The organism is Ruegeria sp. AN6 (genome assembly GCF_056540425.1).
The window spans coordinates 73237-95769 of sequence record NZ_JBQFWR010000009.1 but is presented as its reverse complement, the minus strand read 5'-3'; the positions used below and the strand labels follow the sequence as shown (position 1 = coordinate 95769).

The window sequence follows — 22533 nt, the reverse complement described above, 5'->3', positions numbered from 1 at the left end:
CTGCTTCCTCTCCGCGTTGCGGGAAGAAGAATGCTCATTCGGTCGGGGAGTCAAGCTGAAGGCCTGCCCGTTTTGAGCAGCCTGAAATTAACTTTTCGTTATGTACAAGTTGAACAAACCCCTGTGCGGGGTTTGTTCAACTTGGAAGATTTACGAACCCAGCTTCTTGCTGACCAATTCGTTAACGGCCTTCGGATTGGCCTTGCCGCCGGTGGCCTTCATCACCTGACCGACGAACCAGCCCGCCAGTTTAGGGTTCACCTTGGCCTTCTCAACTTGCGCCGGATTGGCGGCGATGATCTCGTCCAAAGCAGCCTCGATGGCGCCGGTATCGGTCACCTGTTTCATGCCGCGCTCTTCGACGATCTGTGCTGGATCGCCGCCTTCGGTATAGACAATCTCGAACAGGTCCTTGGCGATCTTGCCCGAGATTGCATCCGACGAAATCAGATCAATGATTCCCGCCAACTGAGCGGGAGACACTGGAGACTCGGTGATGTCATGGTCTTCTTTCTTCAACCGGCCAAACAGCTCGTTGATCACCCAGTTTGCAGCCAGCTTGCCGCCGCGGCCCTTAGCGACCTCTTCGAAATAGGCAGCCGATTCCACCTCGGCGGTCAGCACCGATGCGTCATAGTCGGTCAGTCCGAACTCGCTGATAAAGCGGGATTTTTTGTCGTCAGGCAGTTCCGGAAGCTTGGCAGCGATATCATCGACCCACGCCTGCTCGATCTCCAGCGGCAGCAGGTCGGGGTCGGGGAAATAGCGGTAATCATGCGCTTCTTCCTTCGACCGCATGGACCGCGTCTCGCCCTTGTCCGGATCATACAGGCGGGTTTCCTGATCGATGGTCCCACCCGCTTCGACAATGGCAATCTGACGGCGGGCCTCGACCTCAATCGCCTGCTGGATAAAGCGCATCGAGTTCATGTTCTTGATCTCACAGCGCGTGCCCAGATGCGAAAAGTCCTGTGTTTCCTGATACTTCTCATAAGCACCCGGCAAACAGATCGAGACATTCACGTCCGCCCGCAGGTTGCCGTTCTGCATGTTGCCGTCGCAGGTTCCTAGGTAGCGCATGATCTGACGCAGCTTGGCGATATAGGCGGCTGCCTCTTCCGGGCCACGAATATCGGGGCGGCTGACGATCTCCATCAGGCAGACACCGGTCCGGTTCAGGTCGACGAAAGACATATGCGGGTCCATGTCGTGGATCGATTTGCCCGCATCCTGTTCCATGTGGATGCGTTCGATCCGAACCATGCGCGCAGTGCCGTCACCCATCTCGACCAGAACTTCCCCTTCACCCACAATAGGCTGATAAAGCTGGGAAATTTGGTACCCTTGTGGCAGGTCAGGATAGAAATAGTTCTTACGGTCAAAGGCCGATTTCAGGTTGATATCCGCTTTCAATCCCAGCCCGGTGCGCACGGCCTGTTCAACGCAATACTCGTTGATCACCGGCAGCATCCCCGGCATCGCGGCGTCCACAAACGCCACGTTCGAATTCGGCTCGGCCCCGAATTGGGTAGACGCGCCCGAGAACAGCTTGGCATTGGATGAGACCTGAGCGTGCACCTCCATCCCGATCACCAGTTCCCAATCGTGCTTGGCCCCGGCAATGGTTTTGGGTTTGGGCATTTCGTATGTCAGGTCGAGCATGGCGCGCCTCATTTCCGCAGAAGTCTAAGCCTGCGTATTAGGCCCGGCGCGCCGAAGGGGCAAGGGGCAATGGCGGTTTAGTTCCCCGAGAACTGCAGCCCTGAGGGAGTGAACGTCACACTTTGCCCGCTGCGCAGTTCTTCGCGTAACAGGTTGGCGATGGCCTTTAACGCATCGCGGCGACCGCGTGCAGCAAATCGCTCGGATGAGTTGACGCGAAGGCTATTGTTGAACCCGTTTGCTGCATGGGCCCATATCAGTGGGTGCAGTTCGGTCAGGTGGTCGCGGATCAGCCAATTGGCAGCCTCACAAATCTGTTTGCGGGCGATATCCGCCTGAGGGTTTTGCCCCATTCGGTTCTGCTGGGTGATCGCGCAATAGGCCGCGAGTAAGTTGATAGTTTGCTGATCCGGGCGACGCGCTACGATATCCCGCAGACCCTCAAGGAAATATTCCACATCCACCCGTGCGCAGGCCTCGTCATCCAATGCGATGGCGTCGAACTGGACCCAAGTGTATCCGCCTGCGCCCCATGTTTTCTGGGTCCGCGCCGCGTTGCGCAATGCTTGAACTTCAAGCTCTTCATAGCTCCCGAACCAGCGCGGCAGCAGGTGGCTGCCCATCGCGCGCATATGGCGATGGTTCTGAATGTCTAGAGTGATCAAGTGTTCATACTTATCTGCCACACGGGTGCGCGGATCGACGTGACCTGCCAGCAAAGCACAATCGGCTGCGGCAATCGCAGGGCTGTCTGGCATTGCAGAACGGCAAAGTGGCAGCAATGCTGCCGCACGGTCGAAATGCGCCGCACAGCGAGATTGATGCAATGAAGGCAGCGCCTCTGGATGCGCATCGCCGCGCCATGCCCAGGCAAGATCAATATGGGCCAGTGCAACGACCAGCGTGATCATCGGATCGTTGGGATGGTTTTGGATCTCGCCTTCCAGCTCGAAAATTCCACCCAGCAGATCGTAGTCTGACATCGCCTTGCCATCTGACAGCGCGTGCTCGACAGCCAGCACGACATCTGAACGGGCGCCAAAGGCCAACAGGTCTGTTATGGGCTGTCCGCAGGGCGTGGATTTGCGTGCCTGATCTGCAGCGCGCATCTCTTGCGAAAGTTCGGCCCACATATCCTGCCGCGCCAGATAGCGACCGCGTTCAATCACGTGATGTCCGTTTGCATCCTGTTCGTCCGTTTCGACGATAGGGACATTCAATTGGCCCGATGCGACAAGCCAGGCGGTGGCATCAGCGACTGACGCAGGCAGGGGCGTTGAAGGGGAGGAACCGAAAAAACGGGCGGCAAAAGCCTTGATAGACCAAAACATGGCAGAACTCGAACTGGAACAAATTAGTAACGCGTTCAGTTTGCCAAAAATTGTGTTCAATTCAAAGAGACACTACCTCAAGCCGGTATTTCAGGCACCAATCGTGTTCAGATTCGATGAATCGTTTCAAAATACTCTAAAATGATGACGTTCAACGGCGATTCCCGCCTGCTGCAGAACCTCTTCAAGCTGTTTGTGCGGAGGAAGTGATTCATCTGGCAGACGCAGTCGTTTTTCGGATTTCAGTATCGCAGAGACCCGCACCGAAAAGTCCCATCGCGTGTCGAACCGAAAGCGTTTCACTGTAGAAAGATCCAGCGTGCCCCGACGCTGACCTGTATGCCAGCGTAAAGTGCCATCTGACAGTTCCATCCCCGCGCTGGTATCTTGGAGTACATCCCAAAGCGCGGGCAGAGTAGTCAGGGCCAGCAGGCCTATCAGCCACCAGACCGCATCGAACAGGACGATCAGCCCGGTCAGAACCGCATAGATGCCGATTAGAATCAAAACCATGCGCGGATTTCGGTTCTGTCGTGTGAATGTGAAAGCGGTCATGCGCCCAGGATGCGCGAGACCATTTCGGTTGAGTCCCGAGACAGGCCTGGAGTTTCGGCGATGCGGTTCAGTTGTTTTCGGATCAGGGCCTGACGGTTCGCGTCATAGCGTTTCCAGGTCTGGAACGCGCTGCACATCCGGGCGGTGGTTTGCGGGTTCACCGGGTCGAGTCGGATCAACCAGTCTGCCAGCAATGCATAACCTGCGCCATCGGTCTGATGGAACCCCGCATGGTTTCCGACCAGAGATCCCATCAACGCTCGAAAGCGGTTGGGGTTTTTCCAATTGAAATCCGGGTGCTCAGTCAGTTTGCGCGCGGTTTCGACCGTAGTTTCTGGACCGGCCATCGAAACCTGCAGGGCGAACCATTTGTCCATCACCAACCGATCATGTCGCCATTGATCATAGAATGCGGCCAATTCAGCCTCACCTTTACTCGCGCGCAGCAGACAGGACAAAGAGGTGAGTTGCTGGGTCATGTTGTTGGCGCGCGCATACTCCTCGGCCGCCTTGATACCTCCATCCAGGCGCGAAGTCAGAGCCAGCGCTGCGCTGCCCAAGGCGCGCTTTCCAGATTGTTCGGCGTCCGGTTGGTAGGGCGCATCCACCAGCGTTTCACTGTGAAGCCGGGGCAGCAGGTCTTGTACATGTTGCGCCGTGGCTTGACGCAAGGTTTCAACTGCCCTCCAGATCGCCATCGGATTGGGGGTGATCCCCTTTTCATGCAGCGCCGCAGCCAGTTCTGATTGCGTTGGCAGACCCAACATGAGCGCCCGGTAAGCAGGGTCCAGCGTTTCATCGCGAAGGACTGACAACAAACCGTCGAGGTAGTCGGCCTCTGGTGTTGCTTCCTCGGTGATCATGCGCAGAAGGGTGTCTTCGGCCAGCGACCTTCCCGCTTGCCAGCGGTTGAACGGGTCGGTGTCATGAGCAAGTAGGAATGCGCGTTCTGCATTCGTTGAATCGTGTTCCAGGATCACCGGAGCCGAGAAACCCCGCAAGATCGAAGGCACAGGTTTCGCGGCGAGACCGGTGAACTTAAAGGTCTGTTCGGCTTCGGTCAGTTCCAACACTTCGGTTACGCGTACCTCATCGCCGTTCGGGCCGAGCAGACCCACGGCGACAGGAATGACCTGAGGCTGCTTGTCCTCTTGTCCCGGCGTCGGTTCGGTGCGTTGGCTGAGGGTCAGGGTGTAGGTGCCATCGGCCCAATCTTCAGCGACCGAGACCCTTGGCGTTCCCGATTGACTGTACCAGCGCTTGAACTGGCTTAGATCGCGACCAGTGGTGTCTTCGAACACTTGTAGCCAGTCCTCGATCGTGCAGGCCTGTCCGTCATGGCGGTCGAAATAGAGGTCCAGCGCCTCTGAGTAGGCCTCGTCACCCACCAGACATTTCAGCATACCGATTACCTCAGCGCCTTTCTCATATACGGTTGAGGTGTAGAAGTTATTGATTTCCTGAAAACTCTCGGGCCGCACCGGGTGCGACAAAGGCCCGTTGTCCTCGGGGAACTGTCGCGCGCGCAGGTCGATGGCGTCGTGAATACGTTTTACCGGGGCCGAGCGCATGTCCGAGGTGAACTGCGCGTCGCGGAACACCGTCAGCCCCTCTTTCAGACACAGCTGGAACCAGTCACGGCAGGTGATGCGGTTGCCGGTCCAGTTGTGGAAATACTCATGCGCGATAATCGCCTCGATCCGTTCGAAATTCACATCGGTCGAGGTTTCTGGGCTTGCCAGAACGGCGGAGGAGTTGAAGATGTTCAGCCCTTTATTCTCCATCGCGCCCATGTTGAAATCGTCGACCGCGACGATGTTGAACACGTCCAAATCGTATTCGCGGCCATAGACATCCTCGTCCCATTTCATGGATTTCTTCAACGCTTCCATGCCAAAGGCGCATTTGCCTTCATCTCCGGGACGAACCCAGAGGTTCAATTCAACGTCGCGACCGGATTTGGTGGTGAACTGGCCAGGGTAGGCGATAAGCTCTCCGGCGACGAGCGCGAACAGATAGGCGGGTTTGGGCCACGGATCGACCCATTCCGCCCAGCCTTCCCCTTTGTCCGAGGGGTTGCCGTTGGACAGCAGCACCGGCAGGTCTCCGTTGATGCGCACCGTAAAGGTGGACATCACATCCGGGCGGTCAGGGTAATAGGTGATCTTGCGAAAGCCTTCGGCCTCGCATTGGGTGCAGTACATGCCGTTCGACATGTAGAGACCTTCAAGCGCGGTGTTGTGAGCGGGATCAATCTCGACCACGGCCTCCCAGATGAAAGGCGCGTCAGGCACTGTAGCGGTGAGGCCTTCTGCGGTGATCTCGGGCGTAATCACTTCGCCATCAATCGCAGCTCGGATCAGGTTCAATTCTTCCCCGTGCAGAAAGAATGTGCGGTCCGTGGCTTCGGGATTCGGACGGAATCTTATCCGAGAGGTCACGCGCGTGGCATTTGGGGCCAGATCAAAAGTCAGATGCACACTGTCCACCAGGTAACCAAACGGGGTGTAGTCTTTCAGATAGATCGTGGTGGGGGCGGCGTCGCGCATCGGGGGCCTCATCATCTGGGAATCTGGCGTGACGTTAGGGGCTTCGCGCTGGCGCTGCAACCAATGGGCAATTGTCCAGATAGATTTGAAACAGTTTCGTGCTTGGCCGAAAAAACTGAACCTATGGGCACAAGTTGCCTATCGGAAACAAACCACCTAATTGATGGTCGCATACAATGGCACACAATCGTAGGGGATTCGGAACATGAGCAGCAGAGAGATCCGCGGCGGGCTGCAGATCGACCCGGTTCTGGTGGACTTCATCGAACAGAAGGCACTGCCGGGCACAAAGGTCACGGCTGATCAGTTCTGGTCGGGTCTGGAGCGTTTGGTGAATGAGCTGGGACCGAGGAACCGCGCGCTGTTGGAAAAGCGTGCCGACATTCAGGGGCGTATCGACGGTTGGCATGCGGCGCGGCGCGGCCTGCCCATCAATGCCAGCGAGTACCAGTCTTTCCTGCGTGAGATTGGGTATCTGGTTGATGAAGGCGAGGATTTCGAAATCGAAACCACCAATGTTGACCCCGAAATCGCTCTGACACCAGGCCCGCAGTTGGTTGTGCCGATCACCAATGCACGCTTTGCGCTGAACGCGGCGAATGCCCGTTGGGGCAGTCTGTATGATGCGCTTTATGGCACCGATGCGTTGGGCGATCTGCCTGCTGGCAAAGGCTATGACGCAGAACGTGGCGCAAGGGTGATTGCGTGGGCCAAACACCATCTTGGCTTATTCTGCACGCCAGCGATTGACGATTGGTCAAGTGTTGTAGGTTTTTCCGTCGAGGACGGGGACCTAGTCGTCACAATGGACGATGACGAAAGAGCGTACATATATGGATCGCAAAAGCATGGGGCGGGGCGTTTTGTAGGCTACAAAGGCGACCCGGATTCGCCGTCGTCGATCTTGTTAGAGAAGAATGGCCTCCACGCTGAAATAGTGATCGACCCGTCCAGTATCATTGGTGCGTCTGACCCTGCGGGCATCGCGGATGTACGATTGGAATCCGCCCTGTCGACGATCATGGACTGCGAAGACTCAGTCGCTTGTGTCGATGCCGAGGACAAGGTTGTGGCCTACGGCAACTGGCTGGGCTTGATGAAAGGTGACCTGACCGAAGAGGTCACCAAGGGCGGCAACACCTTCACCCGCAAATTGGCGGGTGATGTGGGCTACACCACTGCCAGCGGCGATCAAGCCGTGCTGAAAGGCCGCTCGCTGATGCTGGTGCGAAATGTGGGCCACCTGATGACCAACCCCGCCGTTCTGGATGCCGAAGGGCGCGAGATTGGTGAGGGTCTGATGGACGCGCTCTGCACCACGCTGATCGCCATGCATGATCTGAAGCGTGAGGGCGGCAACTCTGTCACCGGCTCGGTCTATGTGGTCAAACCCAAGATGCACGGCCCCGAAGAGGTCGCGTTCGCGGTCGAGATTTTTGACATGGTCGAGGACATTCTGGGCCTGCCACGGAACACCGTAAAACTGGGCATCATGGATGAGGAACGTCGCACCTCGGCCAACCTCAAGGAATGCATCCGCGCCGCGAAGTCACGCGTGGCATTTATCAATACTGGCTTTCTTGATCGCACAGGGGATGAAATTCACACCTCGATGGAGGCGGGTCCGATGCTGCCCAAGGGCGATATCAAGGAGACGCCTTGGATTGCGTCCTACGAGGATCGCAACGTCGATATCGGATTGGCCTGTGGCCTCAAGGGTAAGGCACAGATCGGAAAAGGCATGTGGGCAATGCCGGATCGAATGGAGGATATGCTGGCGGCCAAGATCGGTCACCCTCAAGCGGGCGCAACCTGCGCCTGGGTGCCTTCGCCCACTGCCGCAACCTTGCACGCAACGCATTACCACAAGGTCGATGTGCTGGCGCGTCAGGACGAGTTAGCCGCTGGCGCTGCTCGGGGGACGCTGGATGATCTGTTGACGGTGCCACTGTTGGGTGGCCGCAATCTCAGCGCTGAGGAGATTACCCGTGAGATCGAGAACAATGCTCAGGGCATATTGGGTTATGTTGTGCGCTGGGTCGATCAAGGCGTCGGCTGCTCGAAAGTGCCGGATATCAACGACATTGGTCTGATGGAAGACCGCGCGACCTGCCGGATTTCGTCTCAGGCGTTGGCGAACTGGTTGCATCATGATCTGATCAGTCAGGAGCAGGTGATGGCAGCGCTGCAGAAAATGGCTGCTGTAGTGGATCGGCAGAATGCGGATGATCCGTCCTATAAGCCGATGGCGCCGGGTTTTGACGGGATCGCCTTTCAGGCGGCGTGTGATCTGGTATTCCGTGGGCGAGTGCAGCCCTCAGGATATACTGAACCGGTGCTGCACGCGCGCCGGTTAGAACTGAAGGCAAGCTTGCGCTAAGGGTAGGGGCGGGAACGAGGGGGCTGTCTGCCCCCTCGCGCTCCCCCGAGGATATTTTGGGCCAGATGAAAGGGATCGGGCATGGTTATTTCATTGCGCAAAGCGCGGACCATCATTCGAAAAGCGCTGGAAAAAGGGCGTGAGATGGAGCTGAAGCCCCTCTCGGTTGTGGTTCTGGATGCGGGCGGTCACGTGATCGCTTTTGAACGCGAAGACGGTGCCGCGCCGGGGCGGTTTGCAATTGCGCATGGCAAAGCATACGGATCGGTGATGCTGGGCATGGCGGGTACTGCGCAGATGCAGCGCGCCGAAGGGCAGGCCTATTTCATGGCGGCGGTGAACGGGGTTTACGGCGGTCAGGTTGTACCAGTCCCAGGCGGAGTTCTGGTGCGTGACCGTAAGGGTGCAGTGATTGGTGCCGTGGGCGTCACTGGCGACACGTCCGACAATGACGCCCAAGCCGCGCTAGTTGGCATTGAGGGTGCCGGGCTCGTGGGCGAGATCTAAAACCCTCGGATCGATTTTACAGGTGATGTGCGCGGCTGAACACGCGCTTGCGCTGCCATGCAGGGTCTGTGTCGTTGCGCGCGGCTCGGGCTGCCGATAGGTTTTGCAGAATACCTGCGAAACAAAGGACTTGGAATGGCGCGCCCTGTTGTTGGAATTATCGGCAACTCTTACTTGATGAATGATCAGTACCCGACGCATGCGGGCGGGACGATGAATTCTGATGCGGTGTCCAATGTATCGGATTGTCTGCCTCTGCTGATACCTGCTGATCCGCGCTATGTATCGGTCGACGAATTGCTAGAGGTTTGCGACGGTTTTTTGCTGACAGGCGGGCGCCCCAATGTTCATCCTGAGGAATATGGCGAGCCCGCAACCGAAGCGCATGGTGAGTTCGACCGTGCGCGGGATGCGATCACGCTGCCTCTGGTCCGGGCTTGTGCCGAGCGGGGGCAGCCGTTTTTTGGGATCTGCCGAGGATTTCAGGAAGTGAACGTCGCCTTGGGTGGCACGCTTTATCCTGAAATTCGTGATCTTCCTGGGCGCCAGAACCACCGCATGCCACCCGATGGCACGTTGGAGGAAAAGTTTGCCCTGCGGCACGTCGTGAAGATGACCGAAGGTGGAGTTTTCCACCGCTTGTTGGGTGCGGCTGAAGTGATGACCAACACACTTCACGGGCAGGGGATCAAAACATTGGGCGAGAATGTGGTGATTGACGGCCACGCCCCTGATGGAACGCCCGAGGCGATTTATGTCAAGGACGCGCCCGGATTTACCCTGTCGGTCCAGTGGCATCCTGAGTGGGATGCGGCGAATGACCCGGTCTCACGGCCGCTGTTCCAGGCGTTCGGACGCGCTGTTCACGCTTGGGCCGAAGGGAATGAAGCGGCTCGTTTCCAGCGCACGGCCTGAAGGTGAATTGGCCCGACGCGGCGCCGGACCAAATCGTTCTTAGACCATTAAGTTGAACTGTTTGTTCAGCGGCAGGCTGCGCGCGCGCTCTCCGGTCAGATCAAACAACGCGTTCCCCAAAGCGGGCATCGAGGGAGGAGTACCCGGCTCACCGACACCACCCAGATGTTTCTGGGTTTCGAGTACCCGGACTTCTGTTACCGGAGTGCTATGCATCCGAAGCCCGTCATAGTCCGGGAAGTTCAGTTGTTCGACTTCACCATCCGAGAAGGTGATCTCGCCTGAGGTCGCGGCCGAAAGGCCATAGATCATGCCGCCAATCATCTGCGCCTCAACTGTTGCCGGATCGAGCGCGAGGCCGACATCGCAGGCGATCCAGGCCTTGCGGATGCGGATGGTTCCATCCTCGTCCACCACCTCGATCACCTGCGCGACCGGGGTCCCAAAGCTGTAAGTCATCGCCACGCCACGTCCGACACCATTTGGGGTCTTGCCGGTCCAACCTGACATCTCCTTGACGGCTTCAAGACATCCCGCAGCTGGGGCGAATTCGGTCTTGGTCAGTTCAATCCGAAAGTCCAGCGGATCACGCCCGGCGGCATGGGCCATCTCGTCCAAAAAGGTCTCGTGAAAGAAACCATTGTGGCTGTTGCCGACCGAGCGCCAGAAACCAACCGGTACGGCCAGATCAGCGATGTGGCCGCTCATGCGATAATTCGGAACGGCGTAAGTTTGGTTGAAGAAACCTTCGACAAGGACTTTGTCGGGTCCCCCGCCGGAAAAGCCGGTATATCGCTTCACGGCTTGCTGGGTTGGGGATTGGGAGGCGACCTTGCCGTCGATCAGAACGGCTTTGCCGTCCTTCACCGCACCACGCATTCGGGCTATCGCACCTGGACGGTAGTAATCGTGGCGCATATCCTCTTCACGGCTCCAGGTGGTCTGAACCGGGGTGCCGGGCATCGCCATGGCGATTTTGGTTGCAATCTCGCCGAAATCCAGCTCGCCCCGACGGCCGAAGCCACCACCCAAATAGGTGGTGTGAATCTCAACTGCCTCGGTCTCAAGCCCGGCGGTGTTGGCCACCCGCATCTGGATCAGCGTCGGGGCCTGATTGCCGCACCACAGGTCCAGCTTGCTGCCGGTATAGAGCGCGGTGGCGTTCATTGGTTCCATCGTGGCGTGGGCCAGATAAGGAACAGTGTAGTCCGCCGTGATTTCGGTGGCTCCTTCGGGCAGAACATCTACATCTCCATCATCGCGCATGGTCGAGTTCGGATCGTCATCAAACGCTTTGGCGATCTTTTCAAACAATGCATCGGTTTCGGGAGGATAGGGGGCGTCGCCCCAATCTACGTCGATCGCCTCGACCGCCTGAATGGCAAGCCATGTATTGTTGGCTATCACTGCAACACCTGTGCCCAGATCAACGATTTTTTCGACCCCGGGCATGGTTTCTGCCGCGCTGGCGTCAAAGCCGTTCATGGTGCCGCCCAGTTTGGGGTTCATGCGGACCGAGGCGAATTTCAACCCCTCAGGCCGTACGTCGATACCAAAGGTTGCGGTGCCAGTGGACTTTCCCGGAATATCAACGCGCGGGAGGGCCTTGCCGATCAAACGCCACTCGGACGGGTCGCGCAAGGAGACCTCAGGTAGTTCAATCAGGCCTGCGGATTCTGCTAATTTGGTATAGGGTATGCGGGTGTCGTCCGGCGCGACCACAGCGCCATTTTTGGTCTTGAGCTGGTCGCGATCAACGCCCAGCTGGTCCGCTGCGGCCTGTTTCAACGTCTCGCGCGCGGTGGCTCCAGCCATCCGCATCCGTTCGAATCCGTCTTTCATCGATGTCGAGCCACCGGTGACCTGCAGGCTGAGTGTTCGGCCCAAAACACCCAGTGCCTCACCCAGATTGTGCTGGAAATCCGAGACGTCATAACCTTTGTTTGGCAGGCTTTCCCCCATGAGGGCGTGGTTGTAATAGGCCGCAGCAGCAGGACCGTGCAGCACGCGGATATCGTCCAGTTCGACATCCAATTCTTCGGCGATCAGCGCCGCCCAGGTGGTCATCACGCCCTGACCCATCTCAGCACGCGGCGCGAACAGGGTCACGCCCTGCTGGTCGATCAGAACAAAGGGGCTGAGCGCGGTTTCACCTTCACGCGGCTTCAGCGGATTCGCGGCAGGACGAGTGACATAATAGGCGCCAAAGGCCACGCCACCGACAATGGCAGCTGATCCGATCAGGAAGGTGCGGCGCAGGATTTTTCCGATGCTTGCCATGGATCAGGCCTCCTTCAGCTTGGATGCGGCGTCGTGGATGGCAGCGCGGATGCGGGGATAGGTTCCGCAGCGGCACAGGTTGCCCTGCATAGCGTCGTCGATATCAGCGTCAGTTGGCGCTGAATTTTCGGCCAGCAAAGCCGCGGCCTGCATGATCTGGCCCGATTGGCAATAGCCGCATTGGGCCACTTGGTGATCAACCCAGGCCTTCTGGATCGTTGCCATGGCGTCAGGCGTACCAAGCCCTTCGATCGTGGTGACATCTCCCCAAACATCCGAAAGTGCCACCTGGCAGGACCGCACGGCCTCACCATCAATATGAACTGTGCAGGCACCGCAGGCGGCCACGCCGCAACCGAACTTAGTGCCGGTCAGTCCAACCTCATCTCGCAGCACCCACAGCAAGGGCACATCATCAGGCAGATCAACCTGATGGGTCTTTCCGTTGATCTTTAGGGCCGTCGCCATGGCGCACCTCTCTTAGCTTTGGCTGGTCTCTGACATATTTAATGGAAAGTGTCAGCTTGTCAATTGACAAAATATACAAGAAATGTCAGAGGTTCTCTCATGACGAGTGCAAATGAAGAATCCAAGACTGCGGCCATTCTGAGTTCGGCTTTTCGAGCCTTCGCAGCTTATGGGTTTCGCAAGACGTCCATGGATGACATCGCCAAAGGGGCAGGGATGTCGCGGCCCGCAGTATATCTGCATTACAAAAATAAAGAGGCCATCGTCCGCGAGCTGACTCAGTATTACTACGACGAAAAAGTCATACTGGTGGCTGAGGCATTGGCCGGTGAAGGCTCTTTGCCGGAAATTCTTGCAGGCGCCGTCCAAGCACAATCCCAAGGGATGGCCGAGATTTTGGCATCGCCACATGGGCTTGAAATGCTCGATGCAACAAAGTCCATGTCGGCCGACATCGTTCAGGAGGGTGAGGCTAAACTAACGCGTCTTTACGCGGATTGGTTGCGTCGTGAAAACTCTGCTGGTCGTGCGCATTTGCCGGTTGGTCCGGATGAGGCCGCAAAAACGATAACAACATCGCTGAAGGGCATCAAAATGACGGCCTCCAGCGCTGAAGAATTCGAGCAGGGCATTTCGCAATTGGCCACGCTGTTGGGCGCGGCACTTGAGATCAGGTAACGCGCTGACGGATTTTGTATTCCGGCTTGTCCCACAATTTGTTGGTGATGATGTCGGCAAGAATTTGGGCGGCCTGTTCCACATCACTTTCATCGATATACAACGGCGTGAAGCCGAAACGCATGATATCGGGCGCTCGGAAATCACCGATCACACCCCGCGCGATCAAGGCCTGCATGGCAGCGTAACCTTCATCAAAATGAAACGAGACCTGACTGCCGCGCTGGGCAGGATCACGGGGGCTCGCCAGGCATAGGTCGGGGCAGGTGGCTTCGACGCGAGCGATGAACAACTCGGTCAATTCGATGGATTTGGCACGCACATCGGCCATTTCGGCCATATCCCAGATGTCCATCGCCGCCGACAAGGCGGCCATCTGGATGACCGGTGGGGTGCCGACTCGCATCCGCTCGATCCCGGCACCGGGGCGATAGTCGAGATCGAAAGCAAAGGGGGCTTCATGCCCCAACCAGCCCGAAAGCGCCGGGCGCACTTTTCCAGACAAGCGTGGGGCCACATAGATAAAGGCGGGCGCACCCGGGCCACCGTTGAGATATTTGTACGTGCAGCCAACGGCGAAATCCGCATTGCAGCCGGACAGATCAACCGGGACGGCCCCCGCAGAGTGTGCCAGATCCCAAACCGTCACGACGCCATTGGCATGGGCGAGTTCGGTCAGTGCTTTCATGTCATGCATACGACCCGAGCGGTAGTCGACTTCGGTCAGCATCAGAACCGCGACCTCTTCGGTGATATGCTCGGCAACATCCTGAGGGTCGACCACGCGCAATTCATAGTCGGGCCCCAGTGACCGCAGCAGACCGTCGGCCATGTATAAGTCAGACGGGAAATTGCCGTTGTCAGAGAGGACTACTCTGCGAGTAGGGTTCAGTTCTAGCGCTGAGGCAACCGCCTGATACACCTTGATCGACAGAGTATCGCCCACCACAACGCTGCCAGGCTCAGCACCGATCAGCCGTCCGATCCTGTCGCCCAGTCCGGTCGGCATACCCATCCATCCGGCCTTGTTCCACCCGGTGATGAGCATCTGCCCCCACTCATCCTTCAACATGCTCTCGACGCGGTTCGCCGCTGATTTCGGCAAAGGACCCAGGGAGTTGCCGTCCAGATACAACACGCCTTCGGGTAGATTGAACATGGATTTGGTTGTGGCGAAATCGGTCATGGATTTTCTTTTCTACAGCTTTGGTTCGGATGTTTGACTTTGGCCTATCTGATCTGAACCAACCTGTCCATTCTTGGCACCTCGTGCCTTGCTGGCTTGAACGTGCGCCTACTTTTCAGGATGCGACAACCTTTGCTTTTGCCTTCAAAGTCAGAAAGCGATAACACAGCGCCCAGAAACGACATGCGTGGGTGTGTGTCACCGCTTTGGGGAAGGCCATGCGCTGGATCGATCTTCCACCTGTTTGGCTTGTGGGTTTTGCCGCGTTGGCTTGGGTGCAAGCGCGCGTGCTGCCGATGGGGCTGTCTTTGAACGGGGCGGTGACGGATTTGCTCAGCGGCATTCTTGTCGGAGGCGGCATTCTTCTTGCGATCATGGCTGTGGTCGAATTCCGCCGTCACCGCACCACAGTTCTTCCGCATGAAACGCCGTCGGCGATGGTTCAATCCGGTATCTATAAACGCAGCCGCAACCCGATTTATCTGGGCGATGTGCTGATATTGGCGGGATTGATCTTGCGCTTCGACGCGGTGTTGTCGTTGGTGTTGCTTCCGATCTTTGTCTGGCTTTTGGAGCGCCGTTTTATCATTCCCGAGGAAGACCGGTTGCGCCGCACATTCCGCGCCGATTTCGCGCGCTACGAACGCAAAACACGGCGATGGATTTAAGGGTGTGGTCATCATGACACAGCACTACAATTGCTGCGCTTGCGAAATAATCTTGCGCAGGATACATGTCTGCTTGTCATTCTATGCTGAACACCCACCTGGCCTGAATCTAAAATTAGGGGGAACCGACTGGTGAAAATTGGGACGCCAAAGGAAACGTATAAGGGCGAGAACCGGGTCGCGATGACTCCGGACTCGGCCGTGCAGTTGCAGAAACTGGGTTTTGAATGCCTGATCGAAAAAGGCGCGGGCGCTGCTGCGGGGTTTTCGGATGCCGCTTATGAAGCTGCAGGCGTTGAGGTCATGAAGACCGCAGCCTCGCTTTGGAAGGCGGCAGATATCATTGCCAAGGTTCGTCAGCCTGATGCCACCGAGCTGAAGCGGCTGAACAAACACAAGACCCTGATTTCTTTCTTCAACCCTGCCGGCAACGAAGAGGGAATGGAGGCCGCAAAGTCCAAGGGCGCGACTGTCATCGCGATGGAGATGGTGCCGCGTATTTCGCGCGCGCAGAAGATGGACGCGCTGTCTTCGATGGCCAATATCGCCGGTTACCGCGCGGTGATCGAGGCGGGCAACAACTTTGGCCGATTCTTTACCGGTCAGGTGACGGCGGCCGGTAAAGTTCCGCCTGCCAAGGTGCTGATCGTAGGCGCTGGCGTGGCGGGGCTGGCGGCGATCGGGACGTCGACTTCGTTAGGTGCGATCACCTATGCGTTTGATGTGCGCCCGGAAGTGGCCGAGCAGGTCGAATCCATGGGGGCCGAGTTCGTCTATCTGGACTTCGAGGAAGAACAGCAAGACGGAGCGGCGACCGGTGGTTACGCCTCGGTCCAGTCTGAAGAATTCCGCGAGGCACAACTGGCCAAGTTCCGCGAGCTTGCTCCGGAAATGGATATCGTCATAACCACTGCGCTGATCCCAAACCGCGAAGCACCCGAGCTTTGGACCAAGGACATGGTCGAGGCGATGAAGCCGGGTTCGGTCATCGTTGATTTGGCTGCAGAAAAGGGCGGCAACTGTAAGCTCACCGTGCCGGATGAGAAGATCGTGACCGACAACGGCGTGACCATCATCGGCTATACTGACTTCCCCAGCCGGATGGCAGCGCAGTCTTCTTCGCTGTATGCGACCAACATCCGACACATGATGACCGACCTGACGCCCGAGAAGGACGGCAAAGTCAATCACGACATGGAAGATGACGTGATCCGCGGCGCGACCGTGACCCATGAGGGTGAGATCACCTTCCCGCCGCCACCGCCCAAGGTGCAGGCAATTGCGGCGCAGAAGAAGCCTGAAGTCAAAGAACTGACCCCTGAAGAGAAAAAAGCGCAGGAAATCGCGGCCTTCAAGGCGCAAACCAAGCAACAATTCACCCTGCTTGGAGTCGGTGGTGCGCTGATGCTGCTGGTCGGGTTGGTTGCTCCGGCGAGCTTCATGCAGCATTTTATCGTCTTTGTGTTGGCGATCTTCGTGGGCTTCCAAGTGATCTGGAATGTCTCGCACAGTTTGCACACTCCGCTGATGGCGATCACCAACGCGATCTCGTCGATCATTATCGTTGGGGCTTTAATGCAGATCGGATCGGGATCTTTCCTTGTCATTCTGCTGGCAGCGCTTAGCGTCTTCATGGCCGGGATCAACATCTTCGGCGGCTTCCTCGTAACCCGGCGCATGCTTGCCATGTTCCAGAAATCTTAAGGAGGCCGGGCAAATGGAATTTGGCTTCACTACTGCCGCCTACGTTGTTGCGGCTGTTCTGTTCATCCTTTCGCTCGGCGGTCTGTCGAACCAAGAAAGCGCTAAGCGCGCGGTTTGGTACGGCATCGTCGGTATGGCGCTGGCGGTCTTTGCCACGCTGGTTGGCCCGGGGTCCGGCCTGTGGTTGCTGTCGCTGCTGCTGATCGTCGGCGGCGGTCTGATCGGTCAGTACGTGGCGCAGCGCGTCCAGATGACCGAGATGCCGCAGCTTGTGGCGGCGATGCACTCGCTGGTCGGTCTGGCGGCTGTGTTCGTGGGTTTCAATGCGCATTTTGAGATTGGCAACGTGGCGCAAGTCATGGCTATTGCTGACAGCGCGAAAGAAGCGGACCTGTCCAATCTGGGCGCCTTTGCCAAGCTGATTGCTAAGAAAACATCGGCCGAGCTGGCGATCCTGCACGTAGAACTGTTCTTGGGCATCTTTATTGGTGCGATCACCTTTACTGGCTCAGTCGTGGCCTATGGCAAGCTGGCCGGGAAGGTGACTTCGGCTGCGACCAAGCTACCCGGCGGTCACGCGCTGAACGCGGCGGCTGCGGGTCTCTCGCTGATCTGCCTGGTTTGGTACACCTCGACCGGTGGCTTCTTCCCGTTGTTCCTGATGACGCTGGCGGCGCTGTTTATCGGCTATCACCTGATCATGGGCATCGGTGGTGCCGACATGCCGGTGGTTGTGTCGATGCTGAACTCGTATTCGGGCTGGGCAGCGGCGGCCATTGGTTTCTCGCTGGGCAACGACCTGCTGATTGTGGTTGGTGCGCTGGTGGGCTCGTCTGGTGCGATCCTGTCCTACATCATGTGCAAGGCGATGAACCGTCACTTTGTGAGCGTGATTTTGGGCGGCTTTGGCGGCCCTCAGGGTGAACAGATGGCTGTTGAAGGCGAGCAGGTAGCGATTGAAGCTGACGGCGTGGCTGCGGCTCTGAACGACGCCGATAGCATCGTCATCATCCCCGGTTACGGCATGGCCGTGGCGCAGGCGCAGCAATCGGTCAGTGAACTGGTCCGTAAGCTGCGTGCCAAAGGCAAGAACGTGCGCTTTGCGATCCACCCAGTTGCTGGTCGTCTGCCTGGCCATATGAACGTTCTGCTGGCCGAGGCAAAGGTGCCGTATGATATCGTTCTGGAAATGGACGAGATCAATGATGACTTCCCTGACACGGATGTCGCCATCGTCATCGGCTCGAACGACATTGTGAACCCTGCGGCGCAGGAGGACCCCAACAGCCCGATCGCCGGGATGCCGGTTCTGGAATGCTGGAAAGCCAAACAGGTGTTTGTGTCGAAACGCGGTCAGGGCACCGGATATTCGGGTATCGAAAACCCGCTGTTCTTCAAGGAAAACACCCGCATGTTCTATGGCGATGCCAAGGCGTCCTTGGACAAGCTGTTGCCAATGATCGACTGATCACGGGACATGACCAAATTGCAAAGGGCGCCTTGGGGCCAAGCCACTATAGGTAAATGTTGACGAGCTATCGACCAGCATTTAGGGTGTTGGTCGTTTTCGTTTAGAAATAAGAGCTTGTGACGTGCCGAAACCCAAGAAGGCTTCGCAAAAATCTGCGAACAAAATGAGAACTCGGCTTCCTCGCCAGCCTGGAGGTTTCTCAGTCAATTTTTGCCGCAATCCAATTTGTGACCTTTACGGCGTATTACCTGACCCACGAGATGGGCGCGGTCGACCAGCTACTCCTGGTTCGAACATGGCGCGGGGCAAGGTCTCCGGTTCTGGAGATGAACGCACCTATGTTTGCCCAAGTTGCGGACGGTCTAGCATCCTCAAGTCCAACAAGGCTCTGGCGGAAGAATACGCAAGGCTCTCTCGCCTGAATAGAAGAACAAAACGTGAAAGTTGTCCGAGTGTTGCATGTATCAATCATGGAGCGACCGTTGAGCTTATGCCGAGCCGGTATCGAAAGTTCGGTAAGACGGCCAAAGGAGACCAAGATATCAATGCAAAGCGTGTAAGAAGACCTTTTCGATTGGTCGCTCGACGAGGCGACATAAGCGTAGCGACCTAAATGGTAAAGTCTTTAGATCGCTGGTTAATGGCGTGACGCTTTCAGCTATCTCACGATTACTCGATACATCACTTCCGGAAGTCTATTCGAAGATCGACTTCATCCACGAGCAATGCCAAGCGTTTGCAGCAGATCGGGAGAAACGACTGCCCGAAGTTTTTGAAGGTGACTGTCCTCACTTCGCCACGGACACACAAATCCTTCAGGTGAACTGGCCCGACAAAGGTATTCGTAAACTGGTAGAAGTGCGCCACATGTGTACCGTCCACAGCGACAGCAAGTATGTCATTGCGTCTACAACAGATGTTGATCCTGACGTTCACCCGCTTGCCGTCGAAAAGGCGATGGATATTATCGGAGACAAAGAAAAACCTCGTTCTATGCGGGAGAACGCTCGGATTTGGTTTGCCAGTGAGTACATCGAGTACATTTGCAAACGACACGAGGCGACCAACCCAAAATCAAGTAGGTGGCATCGTAACAAAAAACCGAGAGAGCTTGATGACGATATCAGGCTCCTTGAGATGGCCGCTAGGGTTCGACAAGACGCGGCCGAGTTTGCGCATATCATGCTGCTCAAGAAGAAGATCGGTCGGAAGTATCGACTGCTGAACTTTTCAGTCGACCGCGATACGGGTGTCTCTTCAGCCTTTTTGGCTGTGTTCAAAAATGAAGTGCAGAAGAGAGTGGTGCGGATTGCAGACGTCACCATAGCAAAGAATGAAAGCCATCCGCGGCGCCTGGGGTTTGTGGCTGATGGTAACAGGGAATTAGAGCGCGTGGAGTATTTGATGCGTCAGGCAGGGTTCTTGCCTGGAGACGGTGATCAGGCTGTCCCCAGACCACAGGACGGCGCCATGGAGTACCTTTTGGAAGCTTCCTTCGGCAATATGGCACTCTCCGATATCAGGGCGCTCCTAATGGATCATACCGGTCAGTCTGAAACGGCCGGCATTCACTATCCGTTCCACTTCATCAATGAGCCGCATAAGCGGGTGATTTTCCGCACTGACCCAACACGATTAGACTTTGCCCACATGGCCCAGTTCGCGGTTCGGGCGGGAACACATCCGGTGGACATGTATCACGCTCGGGCACGAACTAAGGTCATGGGATTTGAGCGTGGCTTGGCAACCTCGGGCCGTAGAAGTCTTTGGTACTACAAGCAGTACTACAATCCGGTGATGGTTATGAAGCTGGTGGACATCTTGAGGTTTGCCCATAACTACACCGACCTCATGGTAAAAGAACACAAAAGCCCAGCTATGAAACTCGGTATTGCGAAGGGCTTTGTGTATGATCGGGATCTCTTCAGTTTCTGAACTTGGCAAGCGCAAAGCCGCTGTTTACTTTAGCATTTGAGCGGTCGAAAATTTTCGTACCAATATCTCTCTCCGCTTTTTGTAGTAGTGGGCCCAGTTCTTTCTCCTCCACGTTTGACGAAGTCTATTTCTGGGTTCGTACAAGAGGAATTTTTTGACAAATTCTAGAATCGAAATATTGTAATCTTTGTTGTCGGTTCTTAACCGCTTTCCACTGACAACCTTCGGTTAAGATGAGGCGGTCAAACTCGTTTGCGGGAAAAACAAGCCCTATTCGTGGGCTAGATCGATCAAATAAGTGGATCGTTGGTTTGGACATTAAAACGACGCAAGAAGTTCCCGAAAACGATCATCAGGAACATCTAAAGGCAGTCGAAGCATCGTCTAGTTTTTTAGGGTGATTAAACGGCGCTGCGAAAGTCTGATCTACCCACAAGAATAGGAAGCTATTCGGAATAGCCCAAGGCGCGTTGTGTCCTGCACGGTATATGGACCGTTAAAAGGGCGCTATTTCTTAACTTTGATGCTTTTCCCGAGAAGGAGACTAACATGATTAAGCCTCACCAAGTTGCCACGCCTTTGGCTGCTTTCTTTTGTACTTTTGCGATCTCCGCGACGGCTCAGGATTTCGATCCGACATCGCTATCGACCTACGGGAGCAAACCCAACATCATTCTGATCGTTTCTGATGATACTGGTTATTGGGACCTTGGTGCCTATCATGGTGGCGCAGCGCGTGGCATGGACACCCCCAACCTTGATCAAATGGCCAAGCAGGGGATGATGTTCACGGACTTCTACGCTCAATCTTCCTGCACACCCGGACGTGCAGCAATGCAGACTGGGCGTTACCCGAACCGCTCGGGCATGACGACGGTCGCCTTTCAGGGCCAAGGCGGTGGACTGCCGGCGGCAGAATGGACGATTGCGTCTGTTTTGAAACAGGCTGATTACAACACTTACTTCATGGGTAAGTGGCATCTCGGTGAAGCGGATTACGCCATGCCAATTGCCCATGGTTATGACAAGATGGAGAATACATTCCTCTATCACTTGAACGCGTACACTTATGCTCTGGACGACTGGAATGTGCAGATGTCCGATGATCAGCGGGCATTTTATAAAGAGAACACCACTGGCGTATTTGAAGGTGTAGCTGGTGAGCCTGCCAAAGAAGTGCTGACCATTGAAGACATGACAACCGCAGATCTAGCTGCGTTGGACAAGGTTGGTGCAGAAAAGGCAGTGGCGGAACTGGAGCGTCTTGCTGGTCTGGACAAGCCGTTCTTCATGTCGATCAACTGGGCTGCAAACCACCAGCCCAACCTGCCGTCGCCTGATTTCGTGGGTAAGTCGGCGGTAAAGAACAAGTACGGTGACAAGGTGGTCGAGCTTGATTTCCACACTGGTCAAATCCTCGACAAGGTGGAAGATCTTGGAATTGGGGAAAATACCCTGATCATTTACACTGTTGATAATGGCGCCTGGCAGGATGTGCATCCTGATGCTGGCATGACACCGTTTCGCGGAACTAAGGGAACCGACCGGGAAGGAGCGTACCGCGTACCGTTCTTCGCCAAATGGACAGGTAAAATTGCGCCGGATTCGAAGTCGAGCGACATTACCGGTGGTACTGACTTGATGGCCACCTTTGCGAGCCTTGCAGGAGTGCCGTTGCCGACCGAAGACCGGGAAGGTCAACCGACGATCTTTGACAGCATCGATATGGCTCCAGTCCTGTTTGGAGAGGCTGATCCGCAGCGCAACTCCTGGGCATACTTTACAGAAAATGAACTTTCGCCGGGCGCGGTGCGCGTTAACGAATGGAAAGCTGTCTTCAACATGCGTGGCGACAACGGTGCGCGGGCCGGTTCTGAAGCCCCGGCAGCCGAATTGGGTTGGCGCGGTGCTGAAAAGTACGTTGCCACCGTTCCGCAGGTGTTCAACCTGTGGGAAGACCCCATGGAGCGGTATGACATCTTCATGACAACCGGGCGTGAGAACACTTGGACAGTTCCAACGCTGATGGGGGAACTTGAACGTGTGGTAAAAACCTACATTGAGTATCCGCCGCGTCCAGTTCAGAGCGAGTCATATTCTGGTCCGATTACTCTTACCGAGTATCACCGGTTCAAGACTGTGCGAGACCAGCTGGAAAAAGACGGGTTCTCGCTAAGCCTTCCAACCGGGAATTGATGCAAATGGTTGAGGCGTCGTTATGCGGCGCCTCGACACTTCGATGAC

At 56.4% G+C, this 22533-nt stretch carries 16 protein-coding genes; 9 read left to right on the top strand and 7 right to left on the bottom strand.

Going from position 1 to position 22533, the window contains the following annotated elements; all coding sequences use genetic code 11:
* Nucleotides 1-150: 150 nt before the first annotated feature.
* From gatB to pepN, 4 genes are all read right to left on the bottom strand, one after another.
* Entirely contained in the window at nt 151-1662 is a 1512-nt protein-coding gene (gene gatB / locus ACR0MQ_RS14870) for an Asp-tRNA(Asn)/Glu-tRNA(Gln) amidotransferase subunit GatB (protein ID WP_480609045.1), read from the bottom strand.
* A gap of 77 nt (nt 1663-1739) precedes the next feature.
* Nucleotides 1740-2993: a hypothetical protein gene (locus ACR0MQ_RS14865; protein ID WP_480609042.1), complete on the bottom strand. Its 1254-nt coding sequence runs from the start codon at nt 2991-2993 to the stop codon at nt 1740-1742.
* A 126-nt stretch (nt 2994-3119) separates the two neighbouring features.
* Complete coding sequence (locus tag ACR0MQ_RS14860; protein WP_260022846.1) at nt 3120-3506, bottom strand: hypothetical protein; 387 nt, start codon at nt 3504-3506, stop codon at nt 3120-3122.
* 38 nt (nt 3507-3544) lie between these two features.
* On the bottom strand, nt 3545-6097 hold the full coding sequence (gene pepN / locus ACR0MQ_RS14855; protein ID WP_480609040.1) for an aminopeptidase N: 2553 nt from the start codon (nt 6095-6097) through the stop codon (nt 3545-3547).
* Nucleotides 6098-6302: 205 nt separating this feature from the next.
* Between pepN and ACR0MQ_RS14850 the strand changes: the two genes are divergently transcribed.
* From ACR0MQ_RS14850 to ACR0MQ_RS14840, 3 genes are all read left to right on the top strand, one after another.
* A complete protein-coding gene (locus tag ACR0MQ_RS14850) occupies nt 6303-8477 on the top strand; it encodes a malate synthase G (protein WP_480609037.1) in 2175 nt (724 codons plus the stop codon).
* Between the two features lie 81 nt (nt 8478-8558).
* A complete protein-coding gene (locus ACR0MQ_RS14845; RefSeq protein ID WP_010442816.1) occupies nt 8559-8984 on the top strand; it encodes a GlcG/HbpS family heme-binding protein in 426 nt (141 codons plus the stop codon).
* Between the two features lie 135 nt (nt 8985-9119).
* Nucleotides 9120-9899 carry a gamma-glutamyl-gamma-aminobutyrate hydrolase family protein gene (locus ACR0MQ_RS14840; protein WP_029622151.1) on the top strand — a complete coding sequence of 260 codons (780 nt, stop codon included), beginning with the start codon at nt 9120-9122 and terminating at the stop codon, nt 9897-9899.
* A 39-nt stretch (nt 9900-9938) separates the two neighbouring features.
* On the opposite strand, the gene ACR0MQ_RS14835 is transcribed toward ACR0MQ_RS14840, so the two are convergent.
* The gene (locus ACR0MQ_RS14835; RefSeq protein ID WP_480609033.1) at nt 9939-12179 is read right to left on the bottom strand and encodes a xanthine dehydrogenase family protein molybdopterin-binding subunit; all 2241 of its coding nucleotides are present in this window, start codon (nt 12177-12179) and stop codon (nt 9939-9941) included.
* A 3-nt stretch (nt 12180-12182) separates the two neighbouring features.
* Complete coding sequence (locus ACR0MQ_RS14830; protein WP_170775642.1) at nt 12183-12647, bottom strand: (2Fe-2S)-binding protein; 465 nt, start codon at nt 12645-12647, stop codon at nt 12183-12185.
* Between the two features lie 99 nt (nt 12648-12746).
* Here ACR0MQ_RS14830 and ACR0MQ_RS14825 point away from each other — a divergent pair, with 99 nt between their 5' ends.
* Nucleotides 12747-13325 (top strand): TetR/AcrR family transcriptional regulator, encoded by a 579-nt coding sequence (locus ACR0MQ_RS14825; RefSeq protein WP_170775644.1) that lies wholly within the window; start codon nt 12747-12749, stop codon nt 13323-13325.
* On the opposite strand, the gene kynU is transcribed toward ACR0MQ_RS14825, so the two are convergent.
* Complete coding sequence (gene kynU, locus ACR0MQ_RS14820; protein WP_170775646.1) at nt 13318-14511, bottom strand: kynureninase; 1194 nt, start codon at nt 14509-14511, stop codon at nt 13318-13320. The two genes, ACR0MQ_RS14825 and kynU, sit on opposite strands and share 8 nt — an antisense overlap.
* Nucleotides 14512-14729: 218 nt before the next feature.
* On the opposite strand from kynU, the gene ACR0MQ_RS14815 reads away from it, so the two are divergent.
* From ACR0MQ_RS14815 to ACR0MQ_RS14795, 5 genes are all read left to right on the top strand, one after another.
* On the top strand, nt 14730-15179 hold the full coding sequence (locus ACR0MQ_RS14815; protein WP_170775648.1) for a methyltransferase family protein: 450 nt from the start codon (nt 14730-14732) through the stop codon (nt 15177-15179).
* 132 nt (nt 15180-15311) lie between these two features.
* Complete coding sequence (locus tag ACR0MQ_RS14810) at nt 15312-16883, top strand: Re/Si-specific NAD(P)(+) transhydrogenase subunit alpha (protein WP_480609030.1); 1572 nt, start codon at nt 15312-15314, stop codon at nt 16881-16883.
* A gap of 13 nt (nt 16884-16896) precedes the next feature.
* Nucleotides 16897-18351, top strand: a complete 1455-nt coding sequence (locus ACR0MQ_RS14805; protein WP_170476605.1) for an NAD(P)(+) transhydrogenase (Re/Si-specific) subunit beta — start codon at nt 16897-16899, stop codon at nt 18349-18351.
* A gap of 648 nt (nt 18352-18999) precedes the next feature.
* Entirely contained in the window at nt 19000-20289 is a 1290-nt protein-coding gene (locus ACR0MQ_RS14800; RefSeq protein ID WP_480609026.1) for a hypothetical protein, read from the top strand.
* Nucleotides 20290-20838: 549 nt separating this feature from the next.
* Nucleotides 20839-22485, top strand: coding sequence for an arylsulfatase (locus ACR0MQ_RS14795; protein ID WP_170350277.1), 1647 nt, complete (start codon nt 20839-20841; stop codon nt 22483-22485).
* Nucleotides 22486-22533 lie beyond the last annotated feature (48 nt).

Excerpts from the sequence above, each read along its gene's own strand:
- pepN (WP_480609040.1), bottom strand. The coding sequence starts at position 6,097 with ATGCGCGACGCCGCCCCCACCACGATCTATCTGAAAGACTACACCCCG.
- ACR0MQ_RS14805 (WP_170476605.1), top strand. The coding sequence starts at position 16,897 with ATGGAATTTGGCTTCACTACTGCCGCCTACGTTGTTGCGGCTGTTCTG.
- ACR0MQ_RS14795 (WP_170350277.1), top strand. The coding sequence starts at position 20,839 with ATGATTAAGCCTCACCAAGTTGCCACGCCTTTGGCTGCTTTCTTTTGT.
- ACR0MQ_RS14815 (WP_170775648.1), top strand. The coding sequence starts at position 14,730 with ATGCGCTGGATCGATCTTCCACCTGTTTGGCTTGTGGGTTTTGCCGCG.
- ACR0MQ_RS14850 (WP_480609037.1), top strand. The coding sequence starts at position 6,303 with ATGAGCAGCAGAGAGATCCGCGGCGGGCTGCAGATCGACCCGGTTCTG.
- ACR0MQ_RS14845 (WP_010442816.1), top strand. The coding sequence starts at position 8,559 with ATGGTTATTTCATTGCGCAAAGCGCGGACCATCATTCGAAAAGCGCTG.
- ACR0MQ_RS14835 (WP_480609033.1), bottom strand. The coding sequence starts at position 12,179 with ATGGCAAGCATCGGAAAAATCCTGCGCCGCACCTTCCTGATCGGATCA.
- ACR0MQ_RS14865 (WP_480609042.1), bottom strand. The coding sequence starts at position 2,993 with ATGTTTTGGTCTATCAAGGCTTTTGCCGCCCGTTTTTTCGGTTCCTCC.
- ACR0MQ_RS14840 (WP_029622151.1), top strand. The coding sequence starts at position 9,120 with ATGGCGCGCCCTGTTGTTGGAATTATCGGCAACTCTTACTTGATGAAT.
- ACR0MQ_RS14860 (WP_260022846.1), bottom strand. The coding sequence starts at position 3,506 with ATGGTTTTGATTCTAATCGGCATCTATGCGGTTCTGACCGGGCTGATC.
- ACR0MQ_RS14830 (WP_170775642.1), bottom strand. The coding sequence starts at position 12,647 with ATGGCGACGGCCCTAAAGATCAACGGAAAGACCCATCAGGTTGATCTG.
- ACR0MQ_RS14825 (WP_170775644.1), top strand. The coding sequence starts at position 12,747 with ATGACGAGTGCAAATGAAGAATCCAAGACTGCGGCCATTCTGAGTTCG.
- kynU (WP_170775646.1), bottom strand. The coding sequence starts at position 14,511 with ATGACCGATTTCGCCACAACCAAATCCATGTTCAATCTACCCGAAGGC.
- gatB (WP_480609045.1), bottom strand. The coding sequence starts at position 1,662 with ATGCTCGACCTGACATACGAAATGCCCAAACCCAAAACCATTGCCGGG.